Here is a 17,831-nt window from a genome sequence, read left to right as displayed (position 1 = left end):
GGGGTAAACCCTTGCGCCGGCGCCCGATGTCGCGGCGTCCGCCTTTTCGAGGTGACCGCCGTCGTGGAATTTCCGATCGCCGCATTGCTGCCGCGGATCGCGGACAGCCTTGCCGCGCATCCGCGGCTGGTGCTCGAGGCCCCGCCCGGCGCCGGCAAGACCACCCAGGTGCCGCTGGCGCTACTGGAGTGCGGCTGGCTGGCCGGGCGCCGGATCGTGATGCTCGAACCGCGCCGCGTCGCCGCCCGCGCCGCCGCCGGGTTCATGGCGCGGCAGCTCGGCGAGGAGGTCGGCGAGACCGTGGGCTACCGGATCCGCTTCGAACGCAGGACCAGCGCGCGCACCCGCATCGAGGTGGTCACCGAGGGCATCCTCACCCGCATGCTGCAGGACGACCCGCTGCTCGACGGGGTGGGGGCGCTGCTGTTCGACGAATTCCACGAACGCCACCTGGCCGGCGACCTGGGGCTGGCGCTGGCGCTGGACGTGCAGGCCGGGCTGCGCGAGGACCTGCGCATCGTGGTGATGTCGGCGACCCTGGACGGCGAGCGCCTCGCGCAGTGGCTCGACGCGCCGCGGCTGGCCAGCGCCGGGCGCGGCTTCCCGGTCGACATCGCGCACTTCCCCGCGCGCCGCGAGGAAACCCTCGAACACCAGGCCCGCCGCGCCGTCGAGCACGCGCTCCACGAACATCCCGGCGACGTGCTGGTGTTCCTGCCCGGCCGCCGCGAGATCGACCGGCTGGGGGCGCTGCTGCGATCGCCCGAGTCGGGGCAGGATGCCCCGACCGAGGGAAAAGCGGCGCCCCCCGGCCCCCGGGACCGGGATCGGACGACACCCGCGAACGGCGCGGTCGAACTCCTCGCCCTGCACGGCGACCTTCCCGTCGAGCAGCAGTCGCGGGTGCTGCAGCCGGCTCCGGATGGCCGCCGCCGCGTGGTGCTGGCCACCAACGTCGCCGAATCCAGCGTCACCCTGCCCGGGGTGCGCGTGGTCGTCGACACCGGCCTGGCGCGCGAACCCCGCCACGATCCCGGCAGCGGCTTCTCGCGCCTGGACGTGGTCGCCATCGCCCAGTCCTCGGCGGACCAGCGCGCCGGCCGCGCCGGCCGCGTCGCCGAAGGCCACGCCTACCGGCTGTGGCCGCAATCGCAGCGGCTGGAGCCGCAACGGCGGCCCGAGATCGCGCAGCTCGACCTGGCCGCGCTGGCACTCGAACTCGCGGCCTGGGGCAGCGACGCGCTGCGTTTCCCCGATCCGCCGCCGCCGGGTGCGCTGGCCGCGGCGCGCGACCTGCTGCGCCGGCTCGATGCGCTGGGCGAGGACGGCCGGATCACCGCCGCCGGGCGTCGCATGCTGGCGCTGGGCACCCATCCGCGGCTGGCGGCGATGCTGCTGGCGGCCTTGCACGACGGCCGCGGCGCGCTCGCCTGCGACCTGGTGGCCGTGCTGGAGGCGCGCGATCCGCTGCGGTCCCGTTCCGACGCCCTGGCCGCGCGCTGGCAGGCGCTGGCGGCGTTCCGTGCCGGGCGCGTGCCGGCGGACGCCGGCCGCGGTGCACTGGCCGCCATCGACGCTGCCGCCAGGCAGTGGCGCCGGCGCCTGCGGCTGGAGGCCGCGCCTCCCGGGGAGGCGCCGGGGCACCTGCTCGGCGACCTGCTCGCGCACGCCTTTCCCGACCGCATCGCCCGCCAGCACCCCGCCGACCCGCGCCGCTACCAGCTGGCCAACGGGCGCATGGCGCGGCTGTTCGACGACAGCGCGCTGTACGGCGAGCCGTGGCTGGTCGCCAGCGACCTGCGCTTCGAGGCGAAGGACGCCTTGCTGCTGCGCGCCGCTCCGGCCGACGAGGCGGCGCTGCGGATCGGGTTCCCCGCGCATTTCCGCGAGACCGACGAGACCCGCTGGGATCCGGCCCGGCGCGCGCTGGTGGCCGAGCGGGTGAGCCGTTTCGACGGCATCGTCCTCGAGGTCCGTGCCGGTGGCCGGGTCGACCCGCGGCAGGCGGCCTCGGCGCTGACCGCGGCGGTGCGCGAGCTGGGCCTGCAGGCGTTGCCCTGGAGCGAGAGCCTGGCGCAGTGGCGCGAGCGCGTGCGCTGCCTGCGCGAGTGGATGCCCGAGCTGGACCTGCCCGATCTCTCCGACACCGCGCTGCTTGCGCGGCTGCACGACTGGCTGGGACCGGCGTTCGAAGGCCTCACCCGCCTCGACGCGCTGGACCCGGCGGCGCTGTCGGCGGCGCTGCGCGGCTCGGTCGACTGGTCGCTGCGCGAGCGCATAGACGCACTCGCGCCCGAACGGATCGCGGTGCCGTCGGGCATGCAGCGCCGCATCGCCTACGCCCATGACGCCGACCCGGTCCTCGCGGTCAAGCTGCAGGAGCTGTTCGGCCTCGCCGACACCCCGCGCATCGCCGGCGGGCGGGTGCCGCTGACCCTGCACCTGCTGTCGCCGGCCGGGCGGCCGCTGCAGGTCACCCGTGACCTGCGCGGCTTCTGGGAGCGCACCTGGCCGGAAGTGCGGCGCGAGATGAAGGGGCGCTACCCGAAGCACCCCTGGCCGGAGGACCCATGGAGCGCCGCGCCCACCCATCGCGCCCGGCCGCGCGGCTGAGCGGACGGCCCGCGTTCAGCGCGGCGGCCACCCGCTCACGCAGCCGCCACGGCCGCGCTTCGATACTGCGGCGGTCGCGACTATCGCATCCGTGCACGCACAGAGGTTTCCGATGAGCAAGCTCGACATCCTGCAGGGCAAGGCCCTGGAGCTCGCCGGCCAGGTCGGCGACGGCCTGCGCCATTCCGCCCCGACCGCCACCACCTGGCTGCGGGCGGGCATGGCGCTCGGCGCCGCGCGCGCCAGCGCCCGGACCGCCGGCAAGCTGGCGCGGCGCAATCCTGCGGTCACCGTGGCCGCGGCGGTCGCAGCGGCGGGTGCCGGTCTGCTGATCTACGCGCTGCGGCGCCGCCAGAACGGCAACGGCCAGGGCAGCACCCTCGAAGGCAAGTCCAAGCGGGTCGAGGCCCGCCGCGCCAGCCCTTCGCGGACTTCGCGGCCGCGCAAGACCGCTTCGCGGCGCAGCCGAACCACCACCGGTAACGACGGCAACGACAGCTAGCGCGCTGGGCGGGCGCCCTAGGCCGGCAACCGCGCCTCGGGCAGTTCGATCACGAAGCGCGCCCCGCCGCCGTCGCGGTCCTCGTACCAGAGCTGGCCACCGGCCTCGCCGACGATCTGCTTGGCCAGCGACAGGCCGAGCCCGCTGGACATGTCCCCGGGCGCCGGCTGGCCGCCCTGCAGGCGTACGAACGGCTGGAACAGCTGCCGCTGCTTGGCGGCCGGGATGCCCGGCCCCCGGTCCTCGAACACCAACTGCAGGAACCCGTCGGCACCGCGCCGGCAGCCGATCTCCAGGTCGCTGTGCGGCGCGTACTTCATTGCATTGGTGACCAGGTTTTCCGCGACCTGGCGCAGCACCAGCGGGTCGATCGCGACCGCCATGGCGTCGTTCGGCGCCGAGACCGACAGGCGACGATCGCGCGCCTCGAACTGCAGCGCATAGCGGCGCTCCAGCCATCCCAGCACGTCGGACAGCGGCGCCACCGCCGCCGCCGGCTCATCGCGGGCGGCGCGCTGGGTCTCGAGATAGCGGCGGATATAGCCGAGCGCATCGTTGGCGCTGTCGTTGATCGTCTCGAGATACCGGGGAACTCGGTCTTCGCGCACCTCGCCGGCACGCAGCATGTCGACCGCGAACAGGACGCTGCTGAGCGGGTTCTTCAGATCGTGGGCGACCAGATTCACCAGTTCCTGGCGTTCGCGCGCGACCCGCTCCAGGCGGTCGCGGGTCAGCTTGAGACCGATGTGCGCGCTGACCCGCGCCAGCAGCTCCTCGGGCAGGAACGGCTTGGTCACGTAGTCCACCGCGCCGGCATCGAACGCACGCAGCAGCTGCTCGCGATCGCGCGCGGCGGTCAGGCAGACCACCGGCAGGCGCATCAGCGTGTCGCGCTGCTTGATCTCGGCCAGCACCTGGAACCCGTCCATGCCGGGCATCAGCACGTCGAGCAGGATCAGGTCGGGCAGCTGCTCGGTGGCGATCCGCAATGCCTGCTCGCCGTCGCCGGCATCGAGCACCTCGTAGCCGTTGCGGGACAGCAGCGTGCCGACCACGCGCAGGTTCGCAGGCTGGTCGTCGACGACGAGGATCCGACCCGAAGCGGTACTGCCCTTGACCATGGGATCACTTTCATGAACGCGAATATCCCTGCCAAGTTAGCAGAATTGCTCACGTTTGCACCGTCTTCGCCAGGCCTCTGGCCGGCCCGTTCATGAACAAACTTAAGCGTTCATTTCAGAGGCTCGGCGCTACCTCGGTCCACTGTCCCGGCGCCAGGCCGCGCAGCTGCCACGGCCCGATCGCGACCCTGACCAGGCGCAGGGTGGGCAGGCCGACCGCCGCGGTCATGCGCCGTACCTGGCGGTTGCGGCCCTCCCGTAGCACCAGCTCGAGCCAGGCGTCCGGCACCCGCTTGCGGAACCGCACCGGCGGGTCGCGCGGCCACAGCGACGGGGCGCCGATGGCTTCGGCCACGACGGGCCGGGTGGGCCCGTCGCGCAGCTCGACGCCGTTGCGCAATGCCGTCAGTTGCTCCGGCCCTGGAGCGCCTTCGACCTGCGCCCAGTAGGTCTTGGCCAGCTTGTGGCGCGGGTCGGTGATGCGGTGCGCCAGGGCACCGTCGTCGGTCAGCAGCAGCAGGCCTTCGCTGTCGTGGTCGAGGCGGCCGGCGGGATAGACCGCGGCCGGCAGGCCGAAGCCGGCCAGGGTGGCGCGCGGCGGGGTGCTGCGGTCGGTGAACTGGCACAGCACCCCGTACGGCTTGTTGAACGCGATCAGCACCGCGGCCGCGGCCGCGCTTCAGTCTTCGCTGATCACCACCGCGCGCACCGAGTACGCGCCGGTGTGGCCGTCGCCCATCGGCAGCGAGTTGACCCGGACCGTGTGCTTGCCGGTGGACGGGGCGGAAGTGACCAGCAGCGAGTCGGTCCCGCCGCCTTCCTTGTCGTCGTTCTCGGCGATGCGCTCATTGTCGGGCCCGAACAGGATCACCACCGGGTCGAACTCGGTCGACTTGACGGTGATCGCCACCAGCTGGCCCTCGGTCAGCTCCAGGGTGTAGTCGTGGCTGCGGCCGCCGTTGTCGGCCGGGCGGTCCTCGGCGCGCAGCGTGCCTTCCACGGTCTTGCCGGGCGGCAGCGGTTCGGCGGCGGCGGCCGGCACCGCGGCCAGTGCGGCGATGGCGAACGGAATCAATGAACGAGCAAGACGCATGGAACCCCCTGGGATGGACGAATGGACGCGAACAGCGCGCGCGAAGCGTACACCAGCTTCGCCCCCGCCACGCGCCCGCGGCTTCCGTCCGCGGGCGCGCCAGGGCTCATTCGGGCTTGACGAAACGCAGCGTCATGCGGTCGCTCTCGCCGATCGCGGCGTACTTCTCGGCGTCGGCCTCGTCGTGGTTGTTGGAGGGCGGCAGCGTCCACACCCCGTTGGGGTGGTCGCGGGTGTCGTCGCGGTTGGCGTTGATGTCGCTGCGGTCCACCAGCCGGAAGCCGGCGCTTTCGGCCAGCGCGATCACCGTCGCCTCGGCGACATAACCGGACTCGTCGTCCTTGGGCAGCTCCTGCTCCGCGCGGTGCTCGACCACGCCGAGCACGCCGCCCGGCTTGAGCACCTCGAAGAAGCCCTGGAACATGCCGTTCGCGGTGTCGTTGCCCAGCCAGTTGTGGACGTTGCGGAAGGTGAGCACGGCGTCGGCGGTGCCCGGCTCGCCGAAGCGCGGCGCCGCCGGGTCGAACTCGACCATGGTGGCGCGGCCGTACACCGCTTCCGGCTCGCCGCCCAGGCGCTCGCGCAGGCCGTCGCGGGCGCGCGCATAGTACTCCCGAGAATCCGCCTCCTCCTGGCTGGCCGGGTCCACCACGGCGGCGACATAGGTGCCGTTCTCGTAGAGGTAGGGCGCCAGGATCTCGGCATACCAGCCGCCGCCGGGGGTGATCTCGACCACGGTCATGTCCGGGGTGATACCGAAGAAGGACAGCGTCTCCTTCGGGTGGCGGTACTGGTCGCGGGCGGCGAACTCCGGCGTGCGCCAGTCGCCGGCGAGGACCCGGTCCAGCTCCGCGGCGCTGTCCACGGCGGCATCGGGCGCCGGAACCGGGGCTTCGGCCGCGGGCGGGGGGGTGGTCGCGGCCGCGGGGGGGTCGCTTTCGGCGGCACAGGCGGCGAACAGGGCGGGCAGCAGGGCGGCGAGCAGGGTGCGCTTCATTCGGCGGGCTCCGGTCGAGGGGCGGCCAGCCTAGCGCCAATCCGGCCGCGGCCGTTAGTGCGCCGCAGCGCCGCGGCTGCCGCTGGCGGCGGCATGCCGCCTCGCCTCGCCATGCAGCCACTCGCGGAACGCGCGCAAGCCGGCGTGCGCCTGTCGGTGCGGCGGATACACCAGGTAGTGCGCATAGCCGGTCCGCAGGCGCTTGCGGCCCAGCCGCTGCAGCTGCCGCGACTCCAGCAGCAGGCGGACCCGGGTCAGCCGGCCCAGCGCCACCCCCATGCCGGCGGCGGCGGCCCGGTGCAGCGCCTCGGCGTCGTCGAAACGCGCTGCGAACCGTGCCGGCACGGTCCCGCCGTGGCGCGCGAACCATTGCGGCCAGGCCTCGGGATCGGGGTCGCCGAGCAGCGGCCAGCGCGCCAGATCGCCGGTGCCGGCGCCGGTGCGGCGCATCCGCGCCACCAGCGCCGGGCTCGCCACCGGCGCCAGCCACTCGTCGAACAGGTGCTCGGCGATCACCCCGGGCCAGGCGCCGCCGCCGCTGCGAAGCGCGGCGTCGACATCGCCGGCGCGGGCGAAGTCCACCAGCGCGGCGTCCGACAGCAGGTTGAGGTCGAGCTGCGGGTTGGCGGCGGCGAACCCCGGCAGCCGCGGCAGCAGCCAGGCCGAGGCCAGCGACGGCACAACGCTGAGGGTGAGCACGTGGTCGCGCCGCGCCGCCAACGGTCGCAGCGCCTGCTCGATCGCCGCCAGGTGCGGGGCGACCTGCTGCAGCAGGCGCTGGCCGTCGGCGGTGGGATGCATGCCGCGCGGACCGCGCTCGAACAGCCGCCTGTCCAGGCGCCGCTCGAGCGCGGCGATCTGGTGGCTGAGGGCGCTGACAGTCAGGTGCAGCGCCGCCGCCGCGCCGGTCAGGCTGCCGGCCTGCGCCACCGCCACGAATCCCTGCAGCGCGTGCAGCGGCGCGCGCAGGTCCCTCGGCGCCGCGGTCGGACTTGAAACCATTTCAAGCCTGCTTTCGGAATTGAGCGATTTTCATCCTCCGACTATCGGCCTAGCTTGTGAACCGTTCAAGCCTTGGAGCGTTCGACATGAGCATCTGGAACGAACTGCTGTTCCTGCACGGGCATATCGCAAGCCCGCACCTGGCGCGCGCGCTGGCGGCGGAGCCGGACGCGGGCGCGGCGGCGGAGCTGCCGCCGCTGCTGCGGGACCCGCCCGGCGACCTGCGCCGCGGACGGCGGAGCGCGGGTCAGGACGCGCCCGCCACTCCCGGGGCCGCGGCGTCGGCCGGCTAGCACGGTGCGGAGGCCGGGACCGGCGGCGTCCACCACGGCGTTGCACAGCCGCAACGCAGTATTGCCGGCCGCCGCCGCGCACGTCGCCCCGGCGGCGCTATGGTGCGCACTCCCCCGCGAACCGTGAGCGCCATGACCGCCACCCAGAACACCCGCGTCCTGCTCGCCGCGCGACCGAACGGCGAGCCGACCGAGGCCGACTTCCGCATCGAGCGCGCCCCGCTGCCCGTGCCCGGCAAGGGCCAGGTGCTGCTGCGCAACCGCTGGCTCTCGCTCGACCCCTACATGCGCGGGCGCATGAACGCCGGCCGTTCCTATGTCGCCCCGATCGAGGTCGGCGCGGTGATGGAGGGTGGCACCGTATCGGAGGTGGTGGAGTCGCTGCACCCGGATCTGGCGCCCGGCGAGCTGGTGCTGGCCGAGGGCGGCTGGCAGACCCATGCCGTGGCCGATGGCGACAGCCTGCGCCGCAAGCTCGATCCCGGCGACCTGCCGTTGACCACCGCGCTGGGCGTGTACGGCATGCCCGGATTCACCGCGTACGCGGGCCTGCGCGAGATCGGCAAGCCGGCGCCGGGCGAGACCGTGGTGGTGGCGGCCGCCTCCGGACCGGTCGGCGCCACCGTCGGCCAGATCGCGAAGCTGCGCGGCGCGCGCGTGGTCGGTATCGCCGGCGGTCCGCGCAAGGTGGCGCACCTGCGCGACGATCTCGGCTTCGACGTCGCCCTGGACCATCGCGCCGACGACTTCGCCGCGCAGCTGAAGGCGGCGGTGCCGGACGGCATCGACGTGTACTTCGAGAACGTCGGTGGCCACGTGTTCGACGCGGTGCTGCCCTTGCTCAACGAGTTCGCGCGGATACCGGTGTGCGGGTTGATCGCGCACTACAACGACAGTGCGCCGCCGCCGGGGCCGGATCGCCTGCCGCAGCTGATGGCGCTGGCGCTGGCCAGGCGGCTGACCATCCGCGGCTTCATCGTGTTCGACTTCAACAAGCTCTACCCGGAGTTCCTGCGCGAGATGGGCGCCTGGCTGCGCGACGGCAAGGTCCGCTACAGCGAGGACATCGTGGAAGGTCTGGAGAACGCGCCGCAGGGTCTGATCGGCCTGCTCCGCGGCGAGAACTTCGGCAAGCGCCTGGTGCGCATCGCCTGATCGCCTTGGCAGGGAGATCGGGGGCCCCGATCTCCGAGGCATGCGAACGCCCCCGGATGCTCGCGCCGGGGGCGTCATGAATACCCCGAATGGCAACCGATCCATGGCCGACTACGAGCTGCTGCACGCCGAAGGCGCCGCCACCCCGATCAAGGGCTGGGTGCGCGGGGTGCCGCTCGAGGACCAGGCCCACCGCCAGCTGCGGAACATCGCCGCGATCCCGTTCGTCGGGCCCTGGGTGGCGGTGATGCCCGACGTGCACCTGGGCAAGGGCGCCACCGTCGGCTCGGTGATCCCGACCCGCGGCGCGATCATCCCGGCCGCGGTCGGCGTCGACATCGGCTGCGGCATGGCCGCGGTGCGGACCACCCTGCGCGCCTCCGACCTTCCCGACAGCCTGGTGCAGCTGCGTACGGGAATCGAGCGCAGCGTGCCGGTCGGCAACGGTCCCGGCGGCGAGCATCGCCGCCCGCCCGACAGCATCGGCACCCGCATCGCGCAATCGGGACTGGCGGCGCGGCTGGACACGATCAAGGCCAAGCACCGGCGCATCCGCACCGACAAGCTCGACCGCCAGGTCGGCACCCTGGGCGGCGGCAATCACTTCATCGAGATCTGCCTGGACGAGGCCGACGCGGTGTGGGTGATGCTGCACTCCGGCTCGCGCGGCACCGGCAACCTGATCGGCAGCTATTTCATCGAACGCGCCCGCGAACAGCTGGCGCACCGCGTGCTCGGCTTCCATCTGCCCGACAAGGACCTGGCGTTCTTCATGGAAGGAGAGCCGCTGTTCGACGACTACGTCGAGGCGGTGTCGTGGGCGCAGGACTACGCCCGCGAGAACCGCGAGGCGATGATGGCGCGGGTGCTGCACGAGCTGCGCCAGCGCCTGCCGAAGTTCCAGCTCGAGAAGATGGCGGTCAACTGCCACCACAACTACGTGCAGAAGGAGACGCATGGCGGCGAGGCGCTGCTGGTGACCCGCAAGGGTGCGGTGAGCGCGCGCGCGGGCGAGCTGGGGATCATCCCCGGCAGCATGGGCACGCGCAGCTACATCGTGCGAGGACGCGGCAACGCCGACAGCTTCCACAGCTGCAGCCACGGCGCCGGAAGGGTGATGAGCCGCACCGCAGCGCGCCAGAACATCACCCTGGCCCAGCACCGCGAGGCCACCGCGCACGTCGAATGCCGCAAGGACAAGGCGGTGATCGACGAGTCGCCGGCGGCCTACAAGTCGATCGACGCGGTGATGGCGGCGCAGTCGGACCTGGTCGAGGTGGTGCACACCCTGCGCCAGGTGGTCTGCGTGAAGGGGTGAGCGGGCGGACACCATGAAGAAGGCCCGCGCATGCCCGGGCCTCCCGTTGTCAGCGCGCTGACGCGCTCAGCCGGCCGCCAGGGAATCCAGCGCCGCGTTGAACGTCGCGCTCGGCCGCATCGCCCGGGCGACGCGCTCCAGGTCGGGATGATAGTAGCCGCCGATGTCCACGGCCTTTCCCTGCACCGCATTGAGCTCCTCGACGATCTTGGCCTCGCTGGCCGCCAGCGTCGCCGCCAGGGGCGCGAAGGTCCCCTGCAGCGCGGCGTCTTCTTCCTGCGCCGCCAGCGCCTGGGCCCAGTACAGCGCCAGGAAGAAGTGGCTGCCGCGGTTGTCCAGTTCGCCGACCCTGCGCGAGGGGGACTTGTTGCCGTCCAGGAACATGCCGTTGGCCCGGTCCAGCGCCCTGGCCAACACCCCCGCGGCGGCATTGTCGTGGCGCCCGGCCAGGTGCTCGAAGGAGGCCGCCAGCGCCAGGAACTCGCCCAGCGAGTCCCAGCGCAGGTGGTTCTCCTCGACGAACTGCTGCACGTGCTTGGGCGCCGAGCCGCCGGCGCCGGTCTCGAACAGCCCGCCGCCGGCCATCAACGGCACCACCGAGAGCATCTTGGCGCTGGTGCCCAGCTCCAGGATCGGGAACAGGTCGGTCAGGTAGTCGCGCAGCACGTTGCCGGTGACCGAGATGGTGTCCTCGCCCCGGCGGATGCGCTCGAGCGAGAACGTCGTGGCCGCCACCGGATCGAGGATGCGGATGTCCAGGCCGCCGGTGTCGTGGTCCTTCAGGTAGGTCTCGACCTTGGCGATCACCTGGCCGTCGTGCGCGCGCGCCGGATCGAGCCAGAACACCGCCGGCGTGGCGCTCAGCCGGGCCCGCTCCACCGCCAGCCGCACCCAGTCTCGCACCGGGGCGTCGCGGGTCTGGCACATGCGCCAGATGTCGCCGGTCTCGACCGCGTGCTCGAACACCACGGCGCCGTCCTGGTCGGTGACCCGCACCGTTCCCTCGGCAGGGATCCGGAAGGTCTTGTCGTGCGAGCCGTACTCCTCGGCCTTCTGCGCCATCAGCCCGACGTTGGGCACGCTGCCCATGGTGGCCGGGTCGAACGCGCCGTTGGCGCGGCAATCGTCGATCACCGCCTGGTACACGCCGGCGTAGCTGCGATCCGGGATCACCGCCTTGGTGTCCTGCAGCTCGCCGTCGGCGTTCCACATGCGGCCGGAGTCGCGGATCATCGCCGGCATCGACGCGTCGACGATCACGTCGCTGGGCACGTGCAGGTTGGTGATGCCCTTGTCGGAGTTCACCATCGCCAGCCGCGGGCGTTGCATGTAGAGCGCGTCGATGTCGGCGCGGATGGCGTCGCGGGTCGCTTCCGGCAGGCGGTCCAGCTTCGCGTAGAGGTCGCCGATGCCGTTGTCGCCGTCGAAGCCGACCTCGGCCAGGGCCGCGGCGTGCTTCTCCAGGACTTCGCGGTAGAAGCGCTCCACCACCACCCCGAAGACGATCGGATCGGAGACCTTCATCATGGTCGCCTTGAGGTGCAGCGAGAACAGCACGCCCCGGGCCTTGGCGTCCTCGATCTGGGCGTCGACGAAGGCGGACAGCGCACTGCGGCGCATCACCGCGGCATCGACGATCTCGCCGGCCTGCACCTTCACCGCGTCCTTCAGCACCGTACGCTCGCCGTCGGCGCGGTGCAGCTCGATGCGCAGCGAGCCGGCGCGTTCGAGCGTGGCCGAGCGCTCGCTGGCGTAGAAGTCGCCGTCGGCCATGTGCGCGACGTGGGTCTTCGAGTCGGCGCTCCACTTGCCCATCCGGTGCGGGTGCTTGCGTGCGTAGCGCTTCACCGAGGCCGGCGCGCGGCGGTCGGAATTGCCCTCGCGCAGCACCGGATTCACCGCGCTGCCCTTGACCCGGTCATAGCGGTTCCGGATGTCCCGTTCGCCGTCGCTGCTCGGCGCGTCGGGGTAGTCCGGCAGATCGTAGCCCTGGCCCTGGAGTTCGCGGATCGCCGCCTTCAGCTGCGGCTCGGACGCGCTGATGTTCGGCAGCTTGACGATATTGGCCTCCGGCGTGGTGGCCAGCTCGCCGAGCTCGGCGAGATGGTCGCCGATGCGCTGCTCCGCGGTGAGCCGTTCCGGGAACTGGGCGATGATGCGCCCGGCCAGCGAGATGTCGCGGGTCTCCACCGCCACGCCGGCGGTGGCGGCGAACGCCGAGACGATCGGCAACAGCGACTGGGTGGCCAGGTAGGGGGCTTCGTCGGTCAGGGTGTAGATGATCTTGGGGGCGTCGGACATGGGGCGTGGGGGTTCCTGCAGGCGGAAGGAGGGCGCGCGGGCGGCGGGCCGGACCGGGCGGGATCGCGGCGGCCGGGCGCCGGCGACGGCGGGGCGATGGAGGCGCGAGCGATCGCCGTATTGTGGCGGGAACCGCAGGGGCGGGCAAAGGGACGGCGCGGTGCGCCTGCGGATCGGGGCCGGTCCGGCCTCAATCTCCGGCCCCGGCCGCCGCTATCGACGGCAGGGACACCCGGAAACCCAGCCGATGGCACTGCGCGTCACCCATGCCGAGACCTCCTCGCGCGATGCGACCGCAGCGGTGCACGAACTGGCCGGGCAGCTCGGCGGCGCCGAGCTCGACGCGGTGCTGCTGTTCTGCGACCCCGACTACGACCTGGATGCGCTCGGGGCGGCGATCAAGGCCGCGTTCGCCTGCCCGGTGATCGGCTGCACCTCGGCCGGGCAGCTCGGCGCACGCGGGTTCCAGGCCAGCGGCATCCTCGCCGCGGGCGTGCGCGGCGGCGCGATCGACGTCCACCCGCTGCTGATCGCGCCGCTGTCCGACCTGCAGGCCCAGGCCGCGGTCGCGGCCGCCACCGTGCAGGCGGCGACCGAGGCGAGGCCCGCGCAATGGTTCGGACTGCTGCTGGTCGACGGACTGTCGACCTGCGAGGAACACCTGGCCGCGGCGTTGTACCAGATGACCGGCAGCCTGCCGGTCATCGGCGGTTCGGCCGGCGACAACCTCAAGTTCGAACGCACCCACGTCTACCACGACGGCCGCTTCCTGTCCCATGCCGCGGTGCTGGCGCTGTTCGAGTGCCGCAACCCGTTCGCCGCCTTCAAGTTCCAGCATTTCGTGCCCAGCCAGATCGAGCTGGTGGTCACCGGCGCGGATCCGGACCGGCGCATCATCTTCGAGCTGGACGGCGAACCGGCGGCACTGGCGTATGCGGAGGCGGTGGGGGTGGCGGTGGCCGACCTTGACGCCGCCGTCTTCTCCACCCACCCGCTGCTGCTGACCATCGCCGGCGAGCCCTACGTGCGCTCGATCCTGCGGGCCAACGCGGATCTGTCGCTCACCTGCTACTGCGCGGTCGACGAGGCCATGGTGGTCTCGGTGGGGCGGGCGGTGGACCCGATGGACACCCTGGAGCGCGCATTCGCCGAGGTCCGCCGCAGCGTGGCGGACCCGGCGCTGGTGATCGGCTGCGACTGCATCCTGCGCCGCGTCGGCTTCGAGCAGAGCGGCCTGGCCGTACGGGTCGGCGCGTTCATGGCCGGTCAGCACGTGTTCGGCTTCTCCACCTATGGCGAGCAGTTCAACGGCCTGCACGTCAACCAGACGTTCACCGGCGTGGCGATCGGGGCATGAGCAGGGCCGGCCGCGCAGCACCGCCCCAGGCGGCCCCGGCAACGGCGGACGCCGCCGCCGTGGCCGAGCTGCGGCGCAGGCTGGCGGCGCGCGACAAGGTGATCGCGGTGCTGAAGCGGCGGGTGCGCGAGCGCGACCACTCGGCCGCTTCGCCGCTGGCGACCCTGCAGCACAACGTCGCGCTGGGAAGGGTCGTGGCCATGAAGACCCGCGAACTGAGCGAGGAGCGCCACGAGCTGCAGCGCGCGCTCACCGAGCTGGGCAGGACCCAGGCGGCGCTGCTGCAGGCGCAGAAGATGGAATCGGTGGGCCAGCTCGCCGCCGGCATCGCCCACGAGATCAACACCCCGGCCCAGTACGTGCGCGACAACGTCGCCTTCGTGCGCAAGGGCATGGCCGCCGCCGACGAGGTGCTGGCCGCCGCGCTGGCCGTGGTCGAGGCGGCGCGCGGCTGCGGCGGGCTCGAGGCGCCGGTGGAGGCGTTCGAGGCCGCGGTCCGCCGCACCCGCTTCGACTACGTTCGACGCCAGGTGCCCGAGGCGCTGGAGCAGTCGCTGGAGGGGCTGGACCGGATCTCCAGGATCGTCGGCGCGATGAAGCAGTTCTCGCACCCCTCGGCGGGCGAGAAGGAGCGCGTCGACCTGCGCCCGCTGGTCGAAACCGCGGTGACGGTGGCGCGCAACGAGTGGAAGTACGTCGCGCAGATGGAGCAGGATTTCGCGGAGGACGTGCCGGAGGTCTCCTGCCTGCGCGACGAGATCGGCCAGGTGCTGTTGAACCTGGTGGTCAACGCCGCGCATGCGATCTCCGACAGCCTGGTGCCCGGGCAGCGGGACAAGGGCCGGATCGCGATCTCGGTGCGCAGGTTCGGCGACCGCCACGTCGACATCCGCGTCGCCGACGACGGGCCCGGGATCCCGGAGGCGATCCGCACCCGGGTGTTCGACCCGTTCTTCACCACCAAGCCGGTGGGCAAGGGCACCGGGCAGGGACTGGCGATGGCCTATTCCACGGTGGTCGACAAACACGGCGGCGCGCTCTTCTTCGAGACCGGTGCCGGGCCCGGCACCACCTTCGTGGTACGCCTGCCGATAGAGGCCACGGGGGCGGGGCCGTGAGCGAAGCCGCGCTGCCGCGCATCCTGTGCGTCGACGACGAGCCCAACCTGCTCGCCGCGCTCGAACGCAACCTGTTCGGCCAGTTCGAGGTGACGACCGCCGGCGGCGGCGAGGCGGCGCTGGCGGCGATGGCGGAAGCGCCGCCGTTCGACGTCGTCGTCTCCGACATGCGCATGCCGGCGATGGACGGCGCCACGTTTCTCGGCCTGGTCCGCCAGCGCTCCCCGGACACGGTGCGGGTGCTGCTGACCGGGCAGGCCGACGCCGAGTCGGCGATCGCGGCGATCAACCGCGGCGCCATCTTCCGGTTCCTGTGCAAGCCCTGCCCGACCGAGGAGCTCGCCGCCACCCTGCACGAAGCGGTGCGGGTGCACCGCCGCATCCTGTTCGAGCGCGAGCTGCTGGAGACCACGCTGGCCGGGGCCATCCGCATGCTCACCGAGGTGCTGTCGATGGTGGCGCCGGGCGCCTTTCATCGCTCCGAGCTGCTGCAGACCTGCGTCGCCCACGTCGCCGACCGGCTCGGCTGGGCCGACAGCTGGGCGGTGCGGGTGGCCGCGGCGCTCAGCCATGTCGGCTGCGTCGGCGTTCCCGCCGACCTGATCCAGCGCGACCTGGCCGGCGGCGAGCTCTCCGGGGAGGAGCGGCGGCTGCTGGAGTCGCACCCCGAGGTCGGCCACCGGCTGCTGGCGGAGATCCCGCGCCTGGACACCGTGGCCCGGATCGTCCGCTACCAGGCGGCGCCGCCGCCCCATGGCGAGCCCGCCGAGGTGGTGCGTGGCGCGCAGCTGCTGCGCGCCGCGTTGTATCTGGTGCGGTGCCTGTCGCGCAAGGAGTCGCAGGCCAGCGCCATCGAGGGCGTGCGCATGCTGGAGCCGGAGATCCCGACGGACATCGTCAAGGCACTGGGCGGGCTGCGCCTGCGCATCCACGAGGGCCCGCGGCTGGCGCGCATCCGCGAGCTGATGCCGGGCTGGCGGGTGGAGCGCGACATCGCCAGCACCCGCGGCACCATGCTGCTGCGGCAGGGCAGCGAGCTCAGCGCCACCGCGATCCTGGCGTTGCGCAACCTGCATGCCGCCGGCGCCATCGAGGAACCGGTGCTGGTCAGCTGCGGGGCCGACCCCGGGGCCCCGGAGCCGGACGTGGCTGCGTTCTGAACCGGCACCCGACGGCCGTGGGCCGGCCGAGCACCCCGGCCGGGCGGCCGCCGATGGTTGGGCGGATCCGGCCCGAGGCCCGTGCGGCGGGCGAAGCGCCCACGCGGTCACCGCGGCGTCATGAACCGGCCTTACCTTGCCGCGCACTCCAGGGGTAGGACGGCACGTTGGCCGAACAGGCGAAGCGGGGACTGGCGCGCATGTTCGCCGAACAGGGGCCGGTGCTGCGCGGATTCTTCGTGCGTCGCGGCGCGAACGAGGACGCGGAGGACCTGGTGCAGGAAACCTACCTGCGCCTGCTGCGGGCGCACGATCGCCAGGGCGGGGCGATCGCCAATCCTGAGGCGTACCTGTTCACTGTCGCGTTGAACCTCGCGCGCGAACAGGCGGTGCGCCGCCAGCGATCGCCGCTGCCGATCGACGATCTCGAGGCCCTGACGGCCCTGCTCAGCAGCGAGGAGAGCGTCGAGGACGCCGCCGAACGCGCGCAGCGGGGAAAGCGCCTGCAGGCACTGCTGAACGGCCTGCCCGGGCCCACCCGCGCGGTGCTGGTGATGCAGTACCGCGACGGCCTGAGCTACAAGCAGATCGCCGAGCGGCTGGGCGTGTCGCCGCACATGGTCAAGAAGCACGTGGTGCGCGGACTCTCCGTCTGCCGGCGTGCGCTGGCCGCTCCCGCGGGGGCGCGATGACCGAACCCGGGGACCACCCGGCACGCATCACCCAGGAAGCGGCGCACTGGCATGCGCTGCAACGCCAGGACCGGCTGAGCACGGCGCAGCAGGCGCGCTTCATGGACTGGCTGGCGGCCTCGCCGGAGCACCTGCGCGAATACCTGGCCATCGCCCGGGTGGCGGGTGAGCTGGGCGACCTCCTGCGCGCGATGCCCATCGACCTGGAGGCGCTGATCGACGACGAAGCGCCGCGGGCGGCACCCGGCAACGTGGTCGTGCTGCCCGCCCGGCGCCCACCGCCGCCGAAGACGGTGCCCCGGCGGCGAATGCGCCTGCCGCGCTTCGCGGCCGCGGCGGTCGCGCTGCTCGCGCTGGGCATCGGCATGCACCTCGCCTGGCCGCGATCCGCGCATTACGCCGCGCCGCACGGTGCGCCGCGCAGTTTCGAGCTTCCCGACGGCACCGTGGTGCACCTGAACGCCGAGAGCGCGTTGTCCATGCGCTTCAGCCTGCTGCACCGTCGCATCGAACTGGCGCGCGGGCAGGCGAGCTTCGTGGTGGCCGACGACCGCCGTCCCTTCGCGGTCCACGCGGCGGGCCTGCAGGTCCGCGACATCGGCACCACCTTCGACGTCTCGCTGCAGCGCGAGCAGGCGCGGATCGGCGTGGCCGAGGGCCGGGTGCGCATCGTCGCCGCCGCCGGCGAAGGCCGGCTCCTGGCGGACCTGCGCGCCGGCCAGAGCGCCCGCGTCGACTATCGCGACCAGGCCGTCAGCGTGAGCCACGAGGATGTCGAGACGATGACGGGATGGTGGACGCGACGGGTCGTGTTCCGCGACATGCCGCTGCGCGACGTGGCCGATGCGTTCAACCGCCTCAATCGCGTCCACCTGCACGTGGAGGACGCGGCCGCCGGCGAGTTGCGCCTGACCGGCAACCTGAGCGGCGACGACCTGGAGTCGCTGCGCGCCTTCCTCGACGGGCAGCCCACGCTCAGGACGACGCTGTCCGCGGACAGGATCGGCGTCGGCACCCGGCGCCGCGTGCCCGGCGGCGTACAGCGCAAATAGAACGTCGCACCGGTCGTGCTTCGTTGCGGCGCCGCGTGAATCGACGCAGCCGTCGAT

General features: G+C 72.7%; 16 protein-coding genes. 10 read left to right on the top strand and 6 right to left on the bottom strand.

From position 1 onward, the window contains the following. Positions 1-63: 63 nt before the first annotated feature. Together hrpB and QFW77_RS06215 are read left to right on the top strand one after the other, a co-directional pair. Positions 64-2,613 carry an ATP-dependent helicase HrpB gene (gene hrpB, locus QFW77_RS06220; protein ID WP_280573524.1) on the top strand — a complete coding sequence of 850 codons (2,550 nt, stop codon included), beginning with the start codon at positions 64-66 and terminating at the stop codon, positions 2,611-2,613. A gap of 112 nt (positions 2,614-2,725) precedes the next feature. Further along, positions 2,726-3,115 carry a hypothetical protein gene (locus QFW77_RS06215; protein ID WP_280573523.1) on the top strand — a complete coding sequence of 130 codons (390 nt, stop codon included), beginning with the start codon at positions 2,726-2,728 and terminating at the stop codon, positions 3,113-3,115. Between the two features lie 17 nt (positions 3,116-3,132). Here QFW77_RS06215 and QFW77_RS06210 read toward each other — a convergent pair whose 3' ends face one another. From QFW77_RS06210 to QFW77_RS06190, 5 genes are all read right to left on the bottom strand, one after another. Beyond that, positions 3,133-4,236: a hybrid sensor histidine kinase/response regulator gene (locus tag QFW77_RS06210; RefSeq protein WP_280573521.1), complete on the bottom strand. Its 1,104-nt coding sequence runs from the start codon at positions 4,234-4,236 to the stop codon at positions 3,133-3,135. 115 nt (positions 4,237-4,351) lie between these two features. After that, complete coding sequence (locus QFW77_RS06205; RefSeq protein ID WP_280573519.1) at positions 4,352-4,897, bottom strand: pseudouridine synthase; 546 nt, start codon at positions 4,895-4,897, stop codon at positions 4,352-4,354. Positions 4,898-4,915: 18 nt separating this feature from the next. Beyond that, on the bottom strand, positions 4,916-5,329 hold the full coding sequence (locus tag QFW77_RS06200) for a pre-peptidase C-terminal domain-containing protein (protein ID WP_280573517.1): 414 nt from the start codon (positions 5,327-5,329) through the stop codon (positions 4,916-4,918). A 106-nt stretch (positions 5,330-5,435) separates the two neighbouring features. Then, positions 5,436-6,326 carry a class I SAM-dependent methyltransferase gene (locus QFW77_RS06195; RefSeq protein WP_280573515.1) on the bottom strand — a complete coding sequence of 297 codons (891 nt, stop codon included), beginning with the start codon at positions 6,324-6,326 and terminating at the stop codon, positions 5,436-5,438. A gap of 54 nt (positions 6,327-6,380) precedes the next feature. Beyond that, positions 6,381-7,328 (bottom strand): LysR substrate-binding domain-containing protein, encoded by a 948-nt coding sequence (locus tag QFW77_RS06190; protein ID WP_280573514.1) that lies wholly within the window; start codon positions 7,326-7,328, stop codon positions 6,381-6,383. A gap of 86 nt (positions 7,329-7,414) precedes the next feature. On the opposite strand from QFW77_RS06190, the gene QFW77_RS06185 reads away from it, so the two are divergent. From QFW77_RS06185 to QFW77_RS06175, 3 genes are all read left to right on the top strand, one after another. Next, complete coding sequence (locus tag QFW77_RS06185) at positions 7,415-7,621, top strand: hypothetical protein (RefSeq protein ID WP_280573512.1); 207 nt, start codon at positions 7,415-7,417, stop codon at positions 7,619-7,621. Positions 7,622-7,753: 132 nt separating this feature from the next. Continuing rightward, positions 7,754-8,776, top strand: a complete 1,023-nt coding sequence (gene curA, locus QFW77_RS06180) for an NADPH-dependent curcumin/dihydrocurcumin reductase (RefSeq protein WP_280573511.1) — start codon at positions 7,754-7,756, stop codon at positions 8,774-8,776. A gap of 103 nt (positions 8,777-8,879) precedes the next feature. Beyond that, positions 8,880-10,094, top strand: a complete 1,215-nt coding sequence (locus QFW77_RS06175) for an RtcB family protein (protein ID WP_280573684.1) — start codon at positions 8,880-8,882, stop codon at positions 10,092-10,094. 66 nt (positions 10,095-10,160) lie between these two features. Here the strand turns inward: QFW77_RS06175 and QFW77_RS06170 are convergent, their stop codons facing one another. Continuing rightward, complete coding sequence (locus QFW77_RS06170) at positions 10,161-12,395, bottom strand: NADP-dependent isocitrate dehydrogenase (protein WP_280573510.1); 2,235 nt, start codon at positions 12,393-12,395, stop codon at positions 10,161-10,163. Positions 12,396-12,642: 247 nt separating this feature from the next. Between QFW77_RS06170 and QFW77_RS06165 the strand changes: the two genes are divergently transcribed. From QFW77_RS06165 to QFW77_RS06145, 5 genes are all read left to right on the top strand, one after another. Further along, positions 12,643-13,752 (top strand): FIST N-terminal domain-containing protein, encoded by a 1,110-nt coding sequence (locus QFW77_RS06165; RefSeq protein ID WP_280573508.1) that lies wholly within the window; start codon positions 12,643-12,645, stop codon positions 13,750-13,752. Next, complete coding sequence (locus tag QFW77_RS06160) at positions 13,749-14,870, top strand: sensor histidine kinase (protein WP_280573507.1); 1,122 nt, start codon at positions 13,749-13,751, stop codon at positions 14,868-14,870. Before QFW77_RS06165 ends, QFW77_RS06160 begins: the two co-directional genes overlap by 4 nt. Continuing rightward, a complete protein-coding gene (locus tag QFW77_RS06155) occupies positions 14,867-16,030 on the top strand; it encodes a response regulator (RefSeq protein WP_280573505.1) in 1,164 nt (387 codons plus the stop codon). The genes QFW77_RS06160 and QFW77_RS06155 overlap by 4 nt, the downstream gene beginning before the upstream one ends. A gap of 200 nt (positions 16,031-16,230) precedes the next feature. Further along, on the top strand, positions 16,231-16,722 hold the full coding sequence (locus QFW77_RS06150) for an RNA polymerase sigma factor (protein ID WP_280573683.1): 492 nt from the start codon (positions 16,231-16,233) through the stop codon (positions 16,720-16,722). After that, complete coding sequence (locus tag QFW77_RS06145; RefSeq protein ID WP_280573504.1) at positions 16,719-17,774, top strand: FecR family protein; 1,056 nt, start codon at positions 16,719-16,721, stop codon at positions 17,772-17,774. The genes QFW77_RS06150 and QFW77_RS06145 overlap by 4 nt, the downstream gene beginning before the upstream one ends. The last annotated feature ends 57 nt before the right edge of the window (positions 17,775-17,831 follow it).

This window comes from Luteimonas endophytica (genome assembly GCF_029887875.1).
Taxonomy (GTDB): Bacteria; Pseudomonadota; Gammaproteobacteria; order Xanthomonadales; family Xanthomonadaceae; genus Luteimonas; species Luteimonas endophytica.
The sequence above is the reverse complement of the archived record's forward strand: the minus strand, read 5'-3'. Positions and strand labels throughout refer to the sequence as shown.